Consider the following 18,858-nt stretch of genomic DNA (forward strand, 5'->3'; position numbering starts at 1 on the left):
GTTTGCCTCCGGCTTCCTTCAGATTCCACCTCACGGTGGACACCCTTGCCTTTAGCTAACAGTTCCTACTGCCAAGTCTGTAGTGGACTTTCACCACCAAGTTATCGCCCATGCCGGGCGCACATAATAAAAGACCTTCACTGACGGAAGGTCTTATTTTGCATTATCCTAGCTGTTCAACAATTGTTTGGACAGCTTTTTCGATATTTTCTGGTTTTGTCGCAAGATTTAAACGAATAAAACCTTCGTAACCTTCACCAAACCATTCTCCGTAATCCACTGCGAGCCCGCATTTTTCCTGAATGAATTCGACCATCTCATCACTTTTTACTACTTTGCGTAAATCTACAAACACTAAATATGTCCCTTCGAGTGGTGATACTGTTATTTCTGGTGCGAATTTTGTGAAGTAATCGCGGACGATTTCATAATTATGGTAAATGACATTCTTCAATGAGGCCATCCAATCCATACCATCCACATAAGCAGCCTCGGAAGCAAATAGCCCCATAATATTCGCTTCTGTTTTAATCATGGAATTTGCGAAATCATCATATTTTTGACGCAACTCATCGTCTGTGATTACGATATTACAATGGGTTAAACCAGCGATGTTAAAGGATTTAGACGCTGAGTTTACAGTAATGACTCGTGGGCGGTGAACTCCTTCAGAAACATTTGCTGCTGGGATATGTTCATGTTCAAAAGTAAAGTCTTGATGAATTTCATCAGAGATAATTAACACATTGTGCTTTTGGCAAATGGCGAATAACTTCGCTTGCTCTTCTTCTGTCCACACTCGTCCAACTGGATTATGCGGTGAACAATGGATGTATAATTTCACCGATTGACCGATAATTGCCTGTTCAAACCGTTCAAAATCAATGGTGAAATATCCATCGTTATTCACTAGGTCGACATTGACTAATCGACGATTTGTATCTTTAACCGCGTCACTAAAAGGATAATAAACAGGTGATTGAATAATCACTGAATCATTTTCATCGGTGAATGTGTACAATAGGTGGTAAATCGCTTGAACGGCACCTGTTGAAAAGCGAACCCATTCTTCTTTTATCGGGAAAGAGAAATACGTTTCCATCCAGTTATTATATGCTTGATAATATGATTTACCAGCAAATGTATAACCATAAACACCATGTAATATTCGATCTTTTAATGTTTTTGTAATAGCTTGACTCACCTTAAAGTCCATATCAGCGACCCATAAAGGGAGTAAATCTGCTTGACCAAAGCGTTCTTCTAATAGGTCCCATTTTAATGAATTTGTATGTTGACGCTCAACATAATACTTTTCTACAAACTCTTCAATTTCCACTCACATCTACCTTCTTTCTTCTAAAATCATCTAATCACTTTTACTCCTTCAAAGCAACTTCTAAGTCTTGAATTAAATCGGAAGAATTTTCTAAACCAATAGACAACCTTAATAAATCAGGCGTTAAGCCATAGGATTCACGCAATTCTTTTGGTATGTCTGCATGTGTTTGTGTTGTTGGATATGTAATTAAACTTTCAACCCCACCTAAACTTTCGGCATATGTAAATACTTGTAACTTCTCTAAGAATGGTCCCACTTTCGCTTCACCTTTTAAGCGGATGCTTATCATGGCACCTTTTCCAGCATATAACACATCTTTAACTTGTTCCTGCTGCTTTAACCAGGTCACAATTTCTTGCGCAGTTGCTTCTTGTCGGTCTAATCGAATCGGTAAAGTTTTCAAACTACGAATAAACAACCAACAGTCAAAGGCTGATAAAGTAGGACCGGTTGTATTAGATAACCAGCCTAACTTTTCACCCATACCTTTATCATTTGTAACGACCACTCCAGCTAAGATATCATTATGTCCCGTTAAATATTTTGTTCCTGAATAAAGTACAATGTCTGCACCTAATTCTAAGGGTCTTTGGCGAAGTGGCGTTAATAAAGTATTATCCACGAGTAATAGTGCACCATGTTGATGCGTTAAATCTGCGATGCGTTGAATATCAACCTCTTGCATTAATGGATTTGTCGGTGTTTCAATGAATAGCCCTGATATGTCATCGCTGATTAGTTTTTCAAAGTCTGCTTCGGTTTCGAAGTAAGTAAATTGTGCTAAATTCTCTGCTTCAAGGTGCTCAAAGTATCGGAAGCTTCCACCGTATAAATCGCGTAAAACTAAAAAATGACTACCTTGTTTAAAAAGTTGAAAAGCCAATTGAATCGCGCTCATGCCTGAACTTGTAACGACCGCTCTCTCGCCACCTTCTAAAGCTGCTAAGCCCTCTTCTAAGATATCTCGGGTTGGGTTATTCGTTCGTGTATAATCATATCCGGTACTTTGCCCTAAACCTGGATGAGCGTAAGTTGTCGCTAAGTGGATAGGAGCAACGACGGCTCCTGTTGATGGATCTTTTCGATTTCCTAATTGGACAAGTTTAGTATTGATGTGTGTTGTCATTTTATTTATCCTCCTTTAAAATATCTTCCAAATTATAATAGGTATGTTGGTAAACCTCATTAAGCCAATTATTGTATAGAAGAAAGGCATTGCTTTTCCACGTAAATTTTGGCATTTTCGAATCATCGACTCCTGGATAATAATTTTCTGGTAGAGCTATTTTACTTCCTGCCTCCTTATCGCGTTGATATTCCTGATGTAATGTTTCTCGGTCATATTCCAAGTGCCCTAATAAATATATGTCTAGATTGTCGGTTGTTGTAATAATATCTGGTCCAAATTTTGGATGTTTTGTAGCGACTTTCAATGCTTTTTGAGCTTGTATGGTCTCAATAGAAATTGAAGTATGACGTGATTGTGGCACTTGATATGTGTCGTTAAAACCACGAAGTAAGGGATGTTCTGCTTCTAATACGTCATATTCATAAATGCCAAATAACTTTTGTTCAAGTTTATAACTGTTGATGCCGTAAAAATAATTTAAAGCATATTGAGCTCCCCAACAAATAAATAATCGAGAAAAGACATTTTTTTGAGACCAATCTAATATTATCTTCAGCTCATCAATATAATTGACTTCATTATATTCATATTGCTCTACAGGAGCGCCTGTAATAATAAGCCCATCATATTGTTGGTCTTTAATTTCATCAAACGTTTTGTAATATTGATTTAAGTGACTGATCGGTGTATTGGACGCTTCGTAAGTTGCTGTATACATTAAATCTACTTCTATTTGAAGCGGTGTATTACCTAATAATCGCAATAATTGCAGTTCTGTCGTTTCTTTTTTAGGCATGAGATTAAGAATGAGTATTTTAAGGGGACGAATGTCTTGAGTACGTGCCGTGCTCTCATCCATTGTCACTATTTGTTCTCTCTTTAATTCCTTGCGTATGGGTAATCCTTCAACAATTTTAATTGGCATACTCAACTTCCTTTCTTTTTTAAAATAAAAAAATCGCCCCTAATCAGCTCTCTGATTAGGGACGACAATATCGTGTTACCACCCAAATTTACACTTATCTCACAATAAGTGCCTTAATACGTCTATATAAACGTTAGCAAGGTATCGGTTGCTACCGTTAGAAAAGCTTTCACTTAGCTAATACTCAGAGTTCATCTTCACAAATTTTTTTGTGCCCTTTCACACCAGCCGGGCTCTCTTAAACAAAGTCAATTTGCTACTCTTCTCTTCGTCGATTTTTATCATTAAATTCTCATCATTAATTAACATTTTAACGAAGTCTTTAATTAAAGTCAACTCGATCCAAGATTAAAGAATATTCGCTAGCATATCTTTTAACATATATTTAAATTTATGGCTGTCAATATTTTCAATGACACGGATGTTTGGGGCTTGTTGTAATTCATTTTCACGGTCTACTAAGTTAAAACCGCGGGTTAAATTCCCAGCTGTTTCGATATCAACATAATAGTCTGTTGCATCGAGTACGAGTGAGTCATCTGCTGCAACGGCGGCCAGTAACGAGTCTGTACATGTAATCCCGTCCACACCACGTTTCGCAAATTCAAAGGCTTTAACAAATAGATTCACATCTAGAAAAAATTTTGAATCTTTGGTATTTAATGCTTCTAACACTTCAATGTCTTCATCATAAATAACACCAAAATCTAGACTTGCGTCCCAAGTTACCATTGTTTTTGGAACTCCTGAATGAAGTACAATTCGCGCCGCTTCTGGATCAACATAGAAATTATATTCTGCTACTGCTGCGACATTTCCTAAGGCATTATTAATTCCACCCATTATCCAGATGTGTTTAATGTCAGGTAGGATACTTGGATCACGCTTAATAGCCATTGCCAAATTTGTTAAGGGTGCTAAGGCGATAATTTCAATTTCACCCGGATTCTCTTTAATAGTTCGGATGATAAAGTCAACTGCATGTTCACTTTCTGCACTTTGCTTTGGTTTCGGAAAGTGAGCATCTCCCATTCCATTACCACCTTGAATTTCCTCGACGGTTAAGTGGGCTTTTGTTGATAGGGAAGTCATGGGACTTTGATGTCCTTTAAACACGGGGACTTTTTCTTTAGGACCGTATGTTTCAACGGTGACTAAGGCATTTTCAACTTGTTGATTGAACTCAACATTTCCTGCTGCGATTGTAATCCCTTCGACTTTAAAATGATTTAAAGCCATCAAAATCGCTGTTGTATCATCCCCAGCTGTATCTGAATCAATAATGACGCGTCTCATAATTATGTCTCCTATCTATAATATATCTTCTTTTAAAATGGCGTACTGGGCCGTATCAATAATTCCTGTATTATTTAAACTGCCTTGACGATGGATTCCCTCGAATTGTAAACCAGCCTTCTGCATGACTTTTCCTGAAGCTGGATTGGCCACGTCGTGCCTAGCAATGACACGGTTAAAGCCTGCTTCTTTTAATAAATATTTCGTTAAAGCCTTCATCGCTTCACTCATGTAACCTTGTCCCCAATACTTTGGACTTAAGACGTAACCAATCTCGCATGCATCAATTTTGTCAAAATCATGTGGAATGCTAGCAGTAATATCTCCCAGCGCTTCACTCGGGTTTCTCTTTAAAGTAATTGCCCACTTATATTGAGATAAGTCACCATATCCTTCAACCCATGTGTCAAGAATCGCTTCAGTAACTGAAACATCTTGGTGACTCGGCCAAGTTAAGTATTTAGTTGCTAGATCATCACTTGCATAGTTTGTATAAACAGCTTGAGCATCTGCTTCAACAAAACGTCTTAACAAAAGGCGGTCTGTTTCAATTTCTTTTGTACCAATATGTTTCATCGTCTCATCTCCTAAAAGCTTATCATAAATGCTTCTTACAGGAAGCACAAACAAATACGAATGATAATTTTTTTGCTTATTCATTGTTCGTGAATTTAAAGCCATATACCTGTTCTTCGAGTATTTGATTTTCAATTTTAATTGTTTCTATTCCAATAAATTCTCCACCCAAATTCTTATAAAAGCGAATAGATCGAGCATTACCACTAAATACAATGACTATCATTGATCTAATTCCAATGGTTTTAAATTTTTTCACTAGTGTATCAACTAAAAGACGGCCTCCTCCTAATCCTTGGGCTGACCTACTCAAATAAATCGAATGAAGTTCACCTTTATAAGCTGGGTAACTGTCTTTTCTTTGTAAACCTCCACTAATATAACCTACGACTTCTTTGTCCTTCTCTAAAACATAAGTCAAAGCATCTCTCTCAAGTATACTTTTCCAACGATCGACACTATTATTCAGACTCATATTATTTAAAACTTCGTCCGATACGACGCCTTGATAAGTTGACTGCCAACTACTCACTTGAATCTTACCAATAGTCATTGCATCATCTATTCGTGCTTTTCTAACAGTTAATCCCATAATTCTCACCCCATTAGCTTACTTCTTTACATATTAATTAATTCAATTAATCTATCATAACGTTTTCATATGAAAAACAGTTTCCGTATCGTCGTAATTCCTACAATGATACGGAAAGCCTTTACCGGGTTGTCGTAGAAATTACGACGACCTGAAAGCCCAAAACACCTAAGATTTACTTAAAAAACGCACCTCACACATTTACTATGAGGCACGCTTCGTCTTTATATTTTAATTCATATATTGTTGGATTCTCTTAGGTATCATGACAACTTCTGTTGTTAAATCTACCGGTTCATATGCTTGATCGATACACTCTTGCCAATACTCTAAATGCTTTTTATCTATATAGTGGTTCGATTCTTCAACTTCAATGCCACCTTCACCTTGGATTGAATACCAATAAAGATACTCGTGCCCATCTAGTTGTTCTCGTAAAATTGATTCAATATACATTTTCTCACCTTCTAAAGTAACAAGAACATCGTCCATATGATGATTAAGAAAAGCCAGCCATTCATCAACTTGCTTGCTTTTACCAGGCTTCACTCGAAAGCGTGTTAATTCGACGTTTAAATGATTCATTTTAAATTCTCCTTTTTTTTATCAAGTCTATTCTAACAATTTAGAAAGCACATTCATAATAAAAACTTAAATTGTCATTTTAATGCGTGTATGCTAGGATTTAATGTATTAATTTAAACATATGGAGGCATCTTATAGCTATGCATAAAAATATTGATATAACATCGTTTTATCAAAAAGCTAACTCTGAACCTTTGATTATTTTAGATGTTCGGGATACAGATGAATATGAGATGGGACATGTACCTAATGCCATCAACATACCATTAGATTCTCTGCCTAAACATACACCAGCCTTAAACGAAGATGAGACTTACTACATCATTTGTAAAACAGGCAAGCGTGCAGAGAAAGCATGTCACTTCCTAAGCGAACACGGCTTCAAAGCAATCTGTGTGGAAGATGGGACTCAAAATTGGCCAGGTCAACTTGAGCATTCCAATGATTTTACTGTCTTATTGTAAAATGACTGATATTTAACCAAACACCCTACTCAAATCAGTAGGGTGTTCTTTGCGTTCAGTCATGATGGGAAAGAATATTGATGTAACAACAAATAACCAACTAGCCGGATCATCTCGCCTTTTTTCAGTCATCTTTTACTCCCAAACTTTTGTCTATTATCATACTCATTTAAGTGATATGACGTCTTGATTTTTTTATTCATAACTGTGGAGAAGCACAAACGTTCCACCTTTGAATACGTTTTAATGTCTGTGATTTATATAAATTTTATGATGTTTGTATTATATTCGTTTGGTAAATACTTTATAAGGAGTTTTATCATTGAATTATTTCAAAGAAAATTTCGAAAAAATGAAAGCTATCTCAGACGACATCTTTACTCATCCAGAATTAGGTTATAAAGAATTCCGGACTATGAAAACGGTGGAAGACTTTATTACTGAGACAAATCCAGATCAAGTGATTGAGTATTTTTCAACGACAGGTATGCGCGTTGATTTAAATCACCAACAGGATATAACAGTGGCATTCATTGCAGAATTGGATGCGGTTCGTGTTCCGAGTCACTTCCAAGCTGATTCGCAGTCAGGAGCGGCGCATGCATGTGGTCACCTTACTCAAGTGACAACTGCTTTATCACTCTATGGTTACTTAACAGAAGGTGAACGTTACAAAGATTTTGACTTTAATATTGCTTTTGTCTTCGTTCCTGCGGAAGAATTTATTGATTTAGAATACCGCCAACAATTAATCGACGAAGGAACGATCACTTATTTGGGTGGAAAACCTGAAGCAATGAAGTTGGGCGTCTTTGATGATGTTGACTTTGCGATGTGTGTGCACACTATTGGTGGCGAAGAAGAGAAAACAGTTGAAATCAATTGTGATTTAGCTGGATTCTTATATAAACATTATAATTTCAAAGGTAAAGCAACACATGCTGGTTGGGACCCGTTCAGTGGAATCAATGCTTACAGCATGTCGACCTTATTCAATACTGGTTTAGGCTTAATGCGCCAACAATTACGCGAGGATCTATACGTACGTATTAACCCGGTCATTGATCATGGAAGCTTCTCAACGAATGTCATTCCGAATCAAGTACAAGTTGGAACGGATTTACGCACAATCTCAGTTGATTATATGAAAACCGTAGCAGAACGCATGGATAAAGTGGCTAAAGGGAGCGCTTATTCATTGGAAGGTGATGTTGAGATACAAACTCAGATGGGTTACTTACCATTTGTACAAGATCGTTATTTATCAACCTTCGTTGCGGAAGCGTTCAAAGAACAAGATACGATTACAAAATGGATTGACGACCGCGGTGCCGTTGCTGCTGCTGGAGATATTGGCGATTTATCATTTATGATGCCTAGTATTCAAATTAGTTATGGCGGTTTCACTGGTGTCATTCATGGTGATGATCTACGCATGGTTGATGACGAATTTGTTCTTCAAGAATTTCCAGAATTTTTAATTAGTGTCTTAAATAAAATGAACGGCCGTATCGATAAAAACCAACTATACAGCCGTTCTTATAAAGAATATGAAAGCTATATCCAAACTATCACTCAAGGAGAATCGAATGAAAAATAAGAAACATCTACTTTACTTAATTTGCTTTGCTTTTGTTGTTATTTTCTTAGCTGAAATAATTGGTTTCCAAAGTATTAGCTTTGGTTCATTTTCTGTATCCATTTTACCACTTGTTTTTGCGGTCTTTTTCGGGATGATTTTTGCTGTTCCAGCTTTTCGAAAAGGGATTTTCAAAAAAGTATATAGTGATGAAAATGTGCAATTCGCATCAAAAAACCTTTTATTCATTATGTTGCCATTAATGGCTTATTACGGCGCAAGTGTAGCCCCTCAAATTACTGAAATTCTTTCTGTTGGTTGGGTGTTCCTATTCCAAGAAATCGGAAACTTAGGTACGATTTTATTCGCTCTACCTATTGCATTAATGTTAGGACTTAAACGTACAGCGATCGGTGCTACGCTTGGGTTAAGCCGTGAAGGGGAATTAGCTTATATTACTGAAAAATACACGCTCGAGTCAGCCGAAGGCCGTGGAGTTCTTTCAATGTACTTAATCGGAACATTATTCGGTTCTATTTTCTTCAGTTTATTTGCACCATTGTTACTAAACTTTGGTTTTGATGTTCGTGCGTTAGGAATGGCTGCAGGAATGGGTTCTGCTTCAATGATGACAGCGGCTGCTTCAGCTGTTGCCGCACTTCGTCCGGAAAGTGAAGAAATCATCTTAGCTTATGCCTCTGCTAGTCAATTGTTAACCAGTTTCTTAGGAACATACACAATGGTCTTCTTAGCCATCCCACTTCAACGCTTTATGTATAACACTTTAACTAGAGGAGATAACTACGATCATGGAAAATAATAAAAGTTTAAATAAATATGCTCACTTTGGGCTGGTTATTGTCTTAAGTTTAGTATTTATCTTATTTACACAACAAGTAAAATTATGGAAGAATCCTGACTCAACGCCTATTCAAACACTCACTTTTGTCGGCCTTGGCTTCTTATGGCTGTTCAGTATGTTAGGTATTTTGATCTCTGATCTAATGAAAAAAATCAAAGTTCAGTTCATTCAAGACTTCCCGATCTTAGGTTGGGTATCGATTGTTTCAATTGTCTTTTGTTTAATGAGTAACTTTATTGTTGAAGCGATACTGGCAGTTGATTTCTTATCGATCACAACACCGGTATTGGCTTTTGCAGGTATCTCGGTCGCAAATCAATTAGTTGATTTGACTAAGACATCTTGGAAAATATTAATCGTAGCGATTTTTGTCTTCTCAGGTGCTTACTTATTAACAACAATCGTGGCACAATTTGGGTTATCGATTGCAGGATAATTCTTGATATATAAATAGCCGTGAAGCTTGTTTCTCCTAGAAGAGTGGGCTTTGCGGCTATTTTTGCACCGAGGGTTGACAAGCATACTTGGCAGGTGTTCTATATAGTCATGCCAAGTATACTTGTCAACTTATCTTAGAGGAGTGTTAACATGAACAAAGAAGAAATATTAACAAAAAGTCGCAAAGAAAATGAATTATCGGATGAGCGAGGCCAACAACTTAAATTACAAGGAGCTGACTTTTCAATCGGTGTATTAATTTTCTCTTGGATTGTTATCTCACACTTTACACCGCTTGATTTAGAAGGCAGATTAGCCATTGCTTTACTTTCACAGTTTACATGCTTATCTAACTTCGCCTATCAATTAATTAGAAATAAGACTAAAACCACTATCTTTTTCACCCTTACCTTTAGCTGTACCAGCCTCTTATTTCTATATCAATTTCTAAGCCATCTGAATATTATAAGTTTCTAGTCCAATAAAGTGGTGACCATCTATGGATAATGAATTAATATTAAAAAATAACTTAAAGAAAGCCCGCACAGAAAAGGGATACTCCCAAGCCGCCTTGGCCAAAGAAATCGGAGTATCACGCAATACCATCAGCTCTATTGAAACCGGCCAATTCAACCCCACAGCCAAACTGGCCCTGATCTTATGCATCGCACTTGACCAAAAATTCGAGGACTTGTTTTATTTTGATGTGTGATTGCGCCTACTCTGAATAATGAGACGCGGTTATGCAGACTAGCGGGGTTTACTCTGCAATATGAGAAGCGGTATCGAAGAAAGATCTCGCTACCCCCACAAGAAAAAGCCTGCAGCCAAGTTGATTCCATAAATCAACTTGACTGCAGGCTTTTATCTAATTATAACTATTCTCCTATAAAAATCACTTGGCCATTTTCAAAACGCTCAATCATCGCTTGGCTGTAGACATCGTAGCCTTGGTCGCGGTATTTTTGTCCGCCACCTTGGAAGATTTTCTCAATTGCGATACCAACGCCTTCTACGGTTGCACCGGCTTGTTGGCATAGGTCGAACATGCCTTTTAAGGCTTCACCTTTAGCTAAAAAGTCGTCGATAATAAGGACGTGGTCATCTTCTGTTAGGAAGCTTTTAGCGACATTGATATTGTAACGCTTGTTCTTTGTATATGAGATAACCTCACTAGTGTAAACATCTTTACCTAGCGTTAAAGATTCAATCTTTTTAGCGAATAAGACTGGCACTTTGAAGTATTGGGCTGCACCGAAAGCGACCGCAATCCCTGATACTTCAAGGGTTAGAATTTTATTGATGGGTTTATCTTTAAAGTGTTGGTAGAAGTCTTCACCCATCGCCATCATTAAGTCTGTGTCAATCATATGGTTCAAAAATGAGTCCACTTTTAATATGTCATCCCCGAGTACACGACCGACGTTGAGGATTTTATCTTCTAATAACTTCATATTACTCACCTTTCGATTCTTTTAAGACAATATTCAAGATTAAAGCAGCTAAAGTACCTGTTGAGATACCTGATGATAAGATCATCTGAACAGCTTGTGGTAAGCCACTTAGGATGTCTGGGCGTACAGTTACACCAATTCCTAAGGCGAAGGCCACTGAGATAATTAATAATTCACGGTCCCCTAAGTGAACTTGAGATAACGTCTTGATACCTTGAGCGGCAACCAGTCCGAACATAATCACACCTACACCACCTAGAACAGGTTGAGGCATGACAGCTATCAATGCACTTAATTTAGGGAAAATACCTAAGATTGTCAAGAAAATACCCGCCAAGATCATCACGCGACGGCTAGCAACCTTAGTCAAAGTAATTAATCCTACGTTTTGTGAGAAAGCGGTATTTGGACCGGCTCCAAATAGTCCTGAGATCATTGATCCCACGCCATCACATAGTACGCCACCTTGAAGACCTTCGCTAGAAATCTTCTCACCTGAAGCTTCCCCGATTGCAATCATAATTCCGAAAGTACCAATCGTTGATACAAGATAGGCTGGAACGAAAGCAAGCGTTGATGCTAAGTCAAAATGCACACCATAACGTAAAATACTTGGAAGAGCAATCCAATCAGCTGCATACACTTCAGTTAAGTCAACCATGCCTAATGGAATACAGATAATGTAACCCACAATCATTCCAATAAATACTGAAGCCGTGCTCCAGATGCCTTTACCAAAATGGTTCAAGAATAAAGTGAATACCATTACAGCAAAAGCTACGGTCAAGTTACGCAGTGACCCATAATCCGATGCACCAACACCTCCAGCTGCCCAATCCATACTCACTGGAAGTAAGGTAATACCAATCAGAGCAACAACCGTCCCGGTAATTAATGGTGGGAAGAAGCGAGTTAACGGCTTAATAAAACGACTTAAAATAATTTCAACAAATGATCCCGCAATCGTTGCACCAACAATCCCAGCAATCCCAAACTGCGACCCCACGCTAATCGCTGGATTCACAAAGGTAAAGTCCGTTCCCATCATCCCTGACACACGTGCCCCAATCGGTCCAAGCCCTTTAGACTGAAGAATCGTCGTTAGACCTGACACAAAGATTGTCGCACTCACCATAAATGACGTCTCTTCAACTGAGAAACCTAAGGCAGCACTAACGACTAATGGGACCGCAATAATCCCTGCAAAAGCCGCTAAAATATGTTGCCAAGCTAAGACAACGGCAACTGATGTGGGTGGTACGTCTTCAATTTTATATTTTACTAATTGTTCCTTTGTATTTTCCATGATACACCTCGCTTGTAATGATTAATTGAATTTAACACAATCTGCCCCGAACATTAATCAAAGGTCGAATAATTCATAACAAAAACTTTTGAATGTTCGACTTTAGTGACACTGACAAAACTCTATACAAAAAAAGTTCAATATTGAAGAGACAGTCAACCTACCACCCACAACATTGAACTTGTAAGACTTACTTAATATAGATAGGATTCCCAACAACAACTGGCGTTGCCTTGATTCCACGAAAGTCCGCGCGAATATCAAAGCGCACGTAACCCTTGGCTAAATCTTGCGTCAAAGGAATCTCAATCTCCCAAGGTGAATCTAATAATTTTAGAGGCTCACTTTGGTATATCACTTCTTCATTATTCCATATCGTCATATAGGCATTCTCAACCGCAAACTGCGTCAAATCATGCAATTCAGTGGGTTCAACCCTTACTTGAATCTGACCTTCACTATAGTCTTCCGACTCCACCCGGTCACCGATGTGATAACTCCGAGTAACGTCTTTTGCTTGTAATTGAAACTCCACGACAGCTCCTAATGTCACATAAAATTGACCTTGACCCAGGGATGCTTTGAAATTCTCAGCCGTTAGCTCAGACTCAGGTATATCAAGATAAGTCACGCCCATATTAGCATCTAACGTGTCAGGCCGATGCCAATCGCGACCAGCAGAGCAAGAAATCTCATAACCTTTCTTCAATTTATCTACCCAAAAATCATAAGCTAAGATCGATTCTGATTTATCCTGCGGCTGGTTACTATTCCAAATCTCGATATAATTAACCAAATTATAGTCTTTCACTTGATAATCCCAATGGCACCCCGTACAAATAGGACTACCCATATCGAAAGGATGGGCAATCCCCACTAGCCCGTTAGCCGCTTGGACTTCTGCCATGTATTTATCAATGGTATTCGGGGTTGCTTCACGCCAGTCAACGTCGTAATCCGCATCATGAACTAACATATGGCCAAAGTAAGTTGTCCATTCAATCCCGTGTAATGTAACTAGTTCTCCATCCTTAACAGCCGGCACTATAGGCATCTCTGAGTAACCTGCTGATGTGTTATGATCAGTTAGAATAAGTCCTTTATACCCAAAAGATACGGCAGATTCAACTAAGTCCTTTACCGTAAATTGGCCATCACTATGAATGGTATGTGAGTGAACTTCGACTGGAAATTGGTATGCTGTCATTTTATCGCCTCAATTCGGATATTTGCCTCAACTTCTTTACTCGCAATACAATGACAATTTAACTGTAATTCCCAATCAGCAGGTTCAACTTCTACAGGCCAAAATCCAAAACTGGCTGTTTCATTATTAATTGTAATTTCTTGATCATTGCTTTTATTGTGATGTGCTCCTAAGTACTTGCCATTCTTTGATAATGATAACGTGATTAATTTATCAATCGGTAAATGATCATATGCTAAGCGCTTTGCACTCGCAAAATCAGCTTGGTCGTATTTTCTTAAGGCATCTTCAACTTGCCTTCTGGCAACATCGTCCTTGCTTTTATCCGGATTGTAACTGAAATGAATGATTAATTCTGAATATTTATTTTTAATTTCAAAAGGGATTTTTATATTTGTTTGTGTATCATACTCACCTAATCTTAAATCTAATTCAAAAATGCTCATAGTGTCCTCCTTAGAATGAAGTAATAACAAAAGAAACTGCAACCTTAGTTCCAGCTCCTTTCTCGATACTCTGTTGAATTAGCTTACTTCTCTTTTATATGCTGTAGAGCAACTCAAAAATGTATTGTGCAAAGCATCTTCGATCGACTTAGCTATAAAATGAGATTACCATACGCTTGTAAATTTAATATCAAATTTAAGTAAAGTTAGTGTAAACTCCATGACGCCTAATATTAATTTTATGTAAATAAAACTAGATTGCCCACCTAATATTCGGTTGATTGTATCCATAATAAGCGCTTTTATATAAAACTCTGTTTCACCTTTTTTAAAAAACTATTGAAATATCTTCTTAATCCCATTACACTAGATTTTTATAAAACTATAACAATAGAAGTAGGTATATTATGAAACAACCAAAGTTAACACTTTCATTTAGGGAAACACTTGTTGTTGCTTCCTTATTATTTGGACTTTTCTTTGGGGCAGGAAATGTAATCTTTCCGGTTTCCCTTGGTCAAGCGGCAGGCGGATCAGTCTGGCCTGCAATCCTAGGCTTTAACATAACAGCTGTAGGTCTTCCTTTATTAGCAGTGATTTCTATGGGACTATCTCAAAGTGAGTCCGTGATTGATATGTCACAAAAGATATCTAAAGGGTACAGTTATTTCTTTACTGTTGCTTTATATTTGACCATCGGCCCATTTTTCGCGACACCACGTTTAGCTACTGTGTCTTATGAAGTCGGACTGTCTACTTTAATTCCTCAAGAATTTAATACACTATCTTTATTTATATATTCATTGATTTTTTATTCAATTGTTTTATATTTCTCATTACGTCCTAGTGGGATTTTAGATTGGATTGGACGATACTTGAATCCACTTTTCTTAGTTTTACTAACAATTATTCTCATTAGAGCCTTTACTTCCGGTGATCCTTTAATTGGAGGTGCAGCCTCTGTCGAAACATATCAAACTGTTCCTTTTTCAACGGGACTGCTTGAAGGTTACAATACGATGGATGGTTTAGCTGGTTTAGCTTTTGGAATTATAATTATTAAATCCATTCGTCAAATTGGAGTTACGGAACCGACCCGTTTAGCTTCTGAGACAGTTAAAAGTGGGATTTTTAGTTTAGCGGTCATGGCTTTAATTTATCTTTGCCTAGCGCTCTTAGGGACTCAAAGTCTTAATTTTGCGGAAGTTGCTCCTAATGGTGGAGTGGCGATGTCGATAATTACTCAACATTACTTTGGTCTGTTTGGACAAATTCTACTTGCAGGTGTGATGGCTGTGGCGTGTTTGAAGACGGCGATTGGACTGGTTGTTGCTTTAGCGGAAACCTTTGCGGACTTGTTCCCGAGCTTTGTTACTCAACGGGTTTGGACAATCATTGCGACACTGATGGCCTTTTTAGTGGCAAATATTGGCTTAGATTTAATCATCTCGTATTCAACACCTGTCTTGATGTTGCTTTACCCATTAGCCATTACTTTAATCCTTTTACATCTACTCGAGCCCGTAATTAAAAGCCAGACAATCTACCGTAGTGTCACATTCTTTACATTACTTGCGGCGCTGTTTGATATGGTGGCTGCCTTACCACAGCCTTTATATCAATGGTTCCAAGCAGATATGTTTGTCAATTTTGCAAACTCATTCTTGCCTTTCTTTATTATTGGCTTTGGTTGGGTCGTCCCTGCTTTAGTTGGCTTTATTGTCGGTTTAATCCTTACGAAGATGCAACCACAACCAAATTAGTTCATACACAAAGAAACCCCGTCTATACCGTCATTTTAGCGGTATAAACGGGGTTAAATTTTTGTCTATAGATAACTATTGTTCGGTCGGTTCTGAAATTGAACCTGTCATAACGACTGCTTGCATTGGATCAATGTGTTTCACTTGATAAACTACATTGTCTTCTTGCCAAACAACCGTATTATCTTCGTACGTCTCGCCTTCTGCTGGGCTTAATCTCACTTGCCCTACGCTCGAAGGTTCAGGTAAGTAGACTTCTTCAAGATATTTAACAACCGATTCTGCTAAAGGTACTGGATTTTCTTCGTTCATATTATTCGCTTGAATTAACAGACTCCAATTGCCTTCTTTCCAGTTTAAATACGTTGAACCGGCTGCACCTTGCAAGTAGCCCGTAATATCATAACCTAAATCAACTTCGTCCCCTTGTAAATCTAAGACTTGATTGACTGCTTCAATGGCTGCTTCTTCTGTTCGATAGGTCGTTTTAGTTAAAGATGCTATTGGTGTTAAACGATTGACTGCAGAGTCATTCACTTCGAAGGGTGTGTCTTCTGCATAATAAAAAATATTGAAGTTATCTTGATCATCTACACCTGTCGTGGCAGCAGTAACATATTCAGGTAAATCAGCCGTCAACACGTAAGTTGGCAACGTATCTTCAGGATACATCTCAGCTAAGGTTGACACAACTGATTGCGCATGTTCTTTTGGCGTTTCTGACTCAGCCGTAACTATTTGTTCCGTTATACCAAATTCCGTATTAGGCATAATCATGTGTGGGAGTGTCAATGCTGTTACTAATACAACAGATTTAATTAATCGTTTCATCAGCTTTCGCCTCCTATAAATTCATTTTACTCCTTCTATAAACAAAGTACTATTGATAACCACTCGTACCTATCTAGTTTCTATACTAATTCATGATTGTATTTGCTATAGTTACAAAGATTTTTAGCAAATAAATTACTTGTATTAGTGTTAATGATGAAATATGTCATGGTTTTCCTTTAGATTACATTCTTCAAAATGGGGATGTCGTCAAAATCGACTTCTGTGTTGATCTAAATGGAGCAATTTCAGATAGTTGTTGGAAACAGACTGAGAGATATTAGTCATGCGATTCAAACACATGCAGTGTCACATGGTTATGGTGCGGCCAGAGATTTTTTGGCTCATCGTATTAGACCTTCGATTCACGAAGAACCAAACTTTCCGCATTATGAATTACCAGGACGTGGCTTATGCCTCGAAGAAGGTATCACCATTACTATTGAACCTATGATTACAACTGGTACATGGCAAGTTAAGATGGACTCTAACGGTTGGACTGCACGTACCCGAGATGGGAGCTACTGTGCTCAATATAAGCATTCTATTGCGATTACAAAAGATGGTCCTGTCATTATGACACTCCAAACAAATTAAAAAAGCATTGAATTTGCTCCTCTATTAGAGTGAATTCAATGCTTTTAATAATTTTATTTGAACATATCCAAGACGTTGTCTAATAAACCATCATCCTCTTGTTTTGTATCCGTTGTACCTTTAGACGAATCGTTACCGAATAAGCCACCTAATATTCCACCTATATCGAAAGAATTTGAATTATTTTTACTATAATTTTTAACCGAATTAGATAGTTGTCCTAGAATGCTTCCTGTTTCTTGTTGAACTCCCGTGTTATCTAAGTTCTTTTCCTTTTTACGGTCAGCAAAATATTTCATCACGATGGGTGCTAAAAGCACTAAAACTTTTTTCACATCTGAAGATGACAAACCAACTGTATTTGAGATGCGGTTTGTTACCCCGTCTTTGTTTCCGAAAATATGACCTAAGATATTGTCCCCATCTTGTGGATCTACTTCACTCGACAATTGCTTAATTGATTGATACTGGTCGACATCTTCATGTTGTTTTAAGGCAGAGTTAAAATCTTCATTTCCGGCTTTGTCATTCGTATTGCGATTGATTCCTTGAAGAATCGCTGGCAGTCCTAAAGCAGCTACCTTACTAAAGTCAGATGTACTTAATCCTGCGCGATTTGCCAATGTTTCTTGCTCTTCACTTTGATCATTTGAGACAAACATATCAAACAAATTTGTAGCTTGATCGAATAAACCCATATCCATTCTCCTCTTATATTAATTTGACTTAATTATATGACAAAACTACGATTGAAGCTAATATAATACACTGTGACACTAGAATCTCCACTCAAAATAACTGAAGAAACAAAAAAAACACATTCCTACCGAAGTAAGAATATGCTTAAAGTATGCTGGCTAAAGGAGTTGAACCCTCGACCCTCTGATTACAAATCAGATGCTCTACCAACTGAGCTAAGCCGGCTTGTTAATTATTAACTAATCACTATCGAAACTGTATTTAAGCTGTATCAAAAGCGTGGTACGATGGAAAATTGTATCAAAGAAATCAAGAATGGGTTTTCCTTTGATAAGACCGACAGCTCAACTTATGTGGCGAATCAAGCTCGAATGATGATGAGTTGTATCGCCTACAATTTGGTCCATCTCATGAAAGAAGCGACCTTTCCAAAGGAAATGAAACGGTCGACCATTTCAACAATTCGTTTCAAACTCTTTCATATTGCAGGAAGGCTAACGAGTCATGCCAGGCAACTAAGAGTTCGTTTGGCATCATCTCACGTATTTGATTCCCTCTTTTGGGAAGTGCTTGAGAATATTCAATCGCTTGTCCTCTTGCATTAGCTTTTTGAATGAGTAAGACGTCTTTTTTTAAGTAGTTTGATTTGTCAAATTAAGCTAGACAAAACTGCTTCATCTAAGTAACTCAAAAATACTTCCAACGGTGTTCGGTAGTGTAAGGATTTCCGTGGAATCGTGTTCCGTTTGTGTGCAATCGATGACACA

General features: G+C 37.7%; 20 protein-coding genes, 1 tRNA gene, 3 pseudogenes and 1 other annotated feature. Of the genes and pseudogenes, 9 read left to right on the forward strand and 15 right to left on the reverse strand.

Annotated elements, in window-relative coordinates; genetic code table 11:
• Window positions 1-163 precede the first annotated feature (163 nt).
• From ACEN4N_RS09235 to ACEN4N_RS09265, 7 genes are all read right to left on the reverse strand, one after another.
• A complete protein-coding gene (locus ACEN4N_RS09235) occupies window positions 164-1,339 on the reverse strand; it encodes a MalY/PatB family protein (protein ID WP_407090480.1) in 1,176 nt (391 codons plus the stop codon).
• A 40-nt stretch (window positions 1,340-1,379) separates the two neighbouring features.
• The gene (locus ACEN4N_RS09240; protein ID WP_407094112.1) at window positions 1,380-2,468 is read right to left on the reverse strand and encodes an aminotransferase class I/II-fold pyridoxal phosphate-dependent enzyme; all 1,089 of its coding nucleotides are present in this window, start codon (window positions 2,466-2,468) and stop codon (window positions 1,380-1,382) included.
• Window position 2,469: 1 nt separating this feature from the next.
• A complete protein-coding gene (gene metA, locus ACEN4N_RS09245; RefSeq protein WP_407090478.1) occupies window positions 2,470-3,396 on the reverse strand; it encodes a homoserine O-succinyltransferase in 927 nt (308 codons plus the stop codon).
• 54 nt (window positions 3,397-3,450) lie between these two features.
• Window positions 3,451-3,677: a binding site (T-box leader), on the reverse strand.
• A gap of 67 nt (window positions 3,678-3,744) precedes the next feature.
• The gene (locus ACEN4N_RS09250; RefSeq protein WP_407090477.1) at window positions 3,745-4,692 is read right to left on the reverse strand and encodes a nucleoside hydrolase; all 948 of its coding nucleotides are present in this window, start codon (window positions 4,690-4,692) and stop codon (window positions 3,745-3,747) included.
• Between the two features lie 15 nt (window positions 4,693-4,707).
• Window positions 4,708-5,268: a GNAT family N-acetyltransferase gene (locus ACEN4N_RS09255; protein ID WP_407090476.1), complete on the reverse strand. Its 561-nt coding sequence runs from the start codon at window positions 5,266-5,268 to the stop codon at window positions 4,708-4,710.
• A gap of 76 nt (window positions 5,269-5,344) precedes the next feature.
• Window positions 5,345-5,860, reverse strand: coding sequence for a GNAT family N-acetyltransferase (locus ACEN4N_RS09260; RefSeq protein WP_407090475.1), 516 nt, complete (start codon window positions 5,858-5,860; stop codon window positions 5,345-5,347).
• 231 nt (window positions 5,861-6,091) lie between these two features.
• Window positions 6,092-6,445 carry a DUF6176 family protein gene (locus tag ACEN4N_RS09265; RefSeq protein ID WP_138405413.1) on the reverse strand — a complete coding sequence of 118 codons (354 nt, stop codon included), beginning with the start codon at window positions 6,443-6,445 and terminating at the stop codon, window positions 6,092-6,094.
• Window positions 6,446-6,585: 140 nt separating this feature from the next.
• Between ACEN4N_RS09265 and ACEN4N_RS09270 the strand changes: the two genes are divergently transcribed.
• From ACEN4N_RS09270 to ACEN4N_RS09295, 6 genes are all read left to right on the forward strand, one after another.
• On the forward strand, window positions 6,586-6,909 hold the full coding sequence (locus ACEN4N_RS09270; RefSeq protein ID WP_407090474.1) for a rhodanese-like domain-containing protein: 324 nt from the start codon (window positions 6,586-6,588) through the stop codon (window positions 6,907-6,909).
• A gap of 322 nt (window positions 6,910-7,231) precedes the next feature.
• Complete coding sequence (locus ACEN4N_RS09275) at window positions 7,232-8,509, forward strand: M20/M25/M40 family metallo-hydrolase (protein ID WP_407094113.1); 1,278 nt, start codon at window positions 7,232-7,234, stop codon at window positions 8,507-8,509.
• Window positions 8,499-9,308 carry a DUF3100 domain-containing protein gene (locus tag ACEN4N_RS09280; RefSeq protein ID WP_197104260.1) on the forward strand — a complete coding sequence of 270 codons (810 nt, stop codon included), beginning with the start codon at window positions 8,499-8,501 and terminating at the stop codon, window positions 9,306-9,308. Before ACEN4N_RS09275 ends, ACEN4N_RS09280 begins: the two co-directional genes overlap by 11 nt.
• Window positions 9,298-9,786 carry a hypothetical protein gene (locus ACEN4N_RS09285; RefSeq protein WP_407090471.1) on the forward strand — a complete coding sequence of 163 codons (489 nt, stop codon included), beginning with the start codon at window positions 9,298-9,300 and terminating at the stop codon, window positions 9,784-9,786. Before ACEN4N_RS09280 ends, ACEN4N_RS09285 begins: the two co-directional genes overlap by 11 nt.
• Before the next feature lie 152 nt (window positions 9,787-9,938).
• On the forward strand, window positions 9,939-10,265 hold the full coding sequence (locus ACEN4N_RS09290; protein ID WP_407094114.1) for a DUF6442 family protein: 327 nt from the start codon (window positions 9,939-9,941) through the stop codon (window positions 10,263-10,265).
• Between the two features lie 22 nt (window positions 10,266-10,287).
• Complete coding sequence (locus tag ACEN4N_RS09295; protein ID WP_407094115.1) at window positions 10,288-10,500, forward strand: helix-turn-helix transcriptional regulator; 213 nt, start codon at window positions 10,288-10,290, stop codon at window positions 10,498-10,500.
• 166 nt (window positions 10,501-10,666) lie between these two features.
• Here ACEN4N_RS09295 and ACEN4N_RS09300 read toward each other — a convergent pair whose 3' ends face one another.
• The 4 genes from ACEN4N_RS09300 to ACEN4N_RS09315 all read right to left on the reverse strand — a co-directional run bounded on the left by ACEN4N_RS09300 (window position 10,667) and on the right by ACEN4N_RS09315 (window position 14,201).
• Window positions 10,667-11,242: a xanthine phosphoribosyltransferase gene (locus ACEN4N_RS09300; protein WP_138405407.1), complete on the reverse strand. Its 576-nt coding sequence runs from the start codon at window positions 11,240-11,242 to the stop codon at window positions 10,667-10,669.
• A 1-nt stretch (window position 11,243) separates the two neighbouring features.
• Window positions 11,244-12,548, reverse strand: coding sequence for a nucleobase:cation symporter-2 family protein (locus ACEN4N_RS09305; RefSeq protein WP_338486985.1), 1,305 nt, complete (start codon window positions 12,546-12,548; stop codon window positions 11,244-11,246).
• 190 nt (window positions 12,549-12,738) lie between these two features.
• The gene (locus ACEN4N_RS09310; RefSeq protein WP_138405405.1) at window positions 12,739-13,755 is read right to left on the reverse strand and encodes a CehA/McbA family metallohydrolase; all 1,017 of its coding nucleotides are present in this window, start codon (window positions 13,753-13,755) and stop codon (window positions 12,739-12,741) included.
• Window positions 13,752-14,201: a hypothetical protein gene (locus tag ACEN4N_RS09315; protein ID WP_407094116.1), complete on the reverse strand. Its 450-nt coding sequence runs from the start codon at window positions 14,199-14,201 to the stop codon at window positions 13,752-13,754. The genes ACEN4N_RS09310 and ACEN4N_RS09315 overlap by 4 nt, the downstream gene beginning before the upstream one ends.
• Before the next feature lie 407 nt (window positions 14,202-14,608).
• On the opposite strand from ACEN4N_RS09315, the gene brnQ reads away from it, so the two are divergent.
• Window positions 14,609-15,964 (forward strand): branched-chain amino acid transport system II carrier protein, encoded by a 1,356-nt coding sequence (gene brnQ, locus ACEN4N_RS09320; RefSeq protein WP_407090466.1) that lies wholly within the window; start codon window positions 14,609-14,611, stop codon window positions 15,962-15,964.
• Between the two features lie 75 nt (window positions 15,965-16,039).
• Here brnQ and ACEN4N_RS09325 read toward each other — a convergent pair whose 3' ends face one another.
• Window positions 16,040-16,795: a hypothetical protein gene (locus tag ACEN4N_RS09325; RefSeq protein WP_138405402.1), complete on the reverse strand. Its 756-nt coding sequence runs from the start codon at window positions 16,793-16,795 to the stop codon at window positions 16,040-16,042.
• 137 nt (window positions 16,796-16,932) lie between these two features.
• Here ACEN4N_RS09325 and ACEN4N_RS09330 point away from each other — a divergent pair.
• A pseudogene (locus tag ACEN4N_RS09330) lies at window positions 16,933-17,392 on the forward strand (M24 family metallopeptidase); the annotation flags it as partial.
• 53 nt (window positions 17,393-17,445) lie between these two features.
• Here ACEN4N_RS09330 and ACEN4N_RS09335 read toward each other — a convergent pair.
• Together ACEN4N_RS09335 and ACEN4N_RS09340 are read right to left on the reverse strand one after the other, a co-directional pair.
• Entirely contained in the window at window positions 17,446-18,090 is a 645-nt protein-coding gene (locus ACEN4N_RS09335; RefSeq protein ID WP_407090464.1) for a DUF937 domain-containing protein, read from the reverse strand.
• 153 nt (window positions 18,091-18,243) lie between these two features.
• Window positions 18,244-18,316 (reverse strand) — tRNA-Thr (locus ACEN4N_RS09340).
• Between the two features lie 35 nt (window positions 18,317-18,351).
• Between ACEN4N_RS09340 and ACEN4N_RS09345 the strand changes: the two are divergent.
• Window positions 18,352-18,696 (forward strand): annotated as a pseudogene (locus ACEN4N_RS09345) (transposase); the annotation flags it as partial.
• Between the two features lie 44 nt (window positions 18,697-18,740).
• Here the strand turns inward: ACEN4N_RS09345 and ACEN4N_RS09350 are convergent.
• Window positions 18,741-18,858: pseudogene (locus ACEN4N_RS09350) on the reverse strand (IS30 family transposase); the annotation flags it as partial.

Source organism: Ruoffia sp. FAM 20857, assembly GCF_045528645.1.
GTDB classification, from domain to species: Bacteria; Bacillota; Bacilli; order Lactobacillales; family Aerococcaceae; genus Ruoffia; species Ruoffia halotolerans.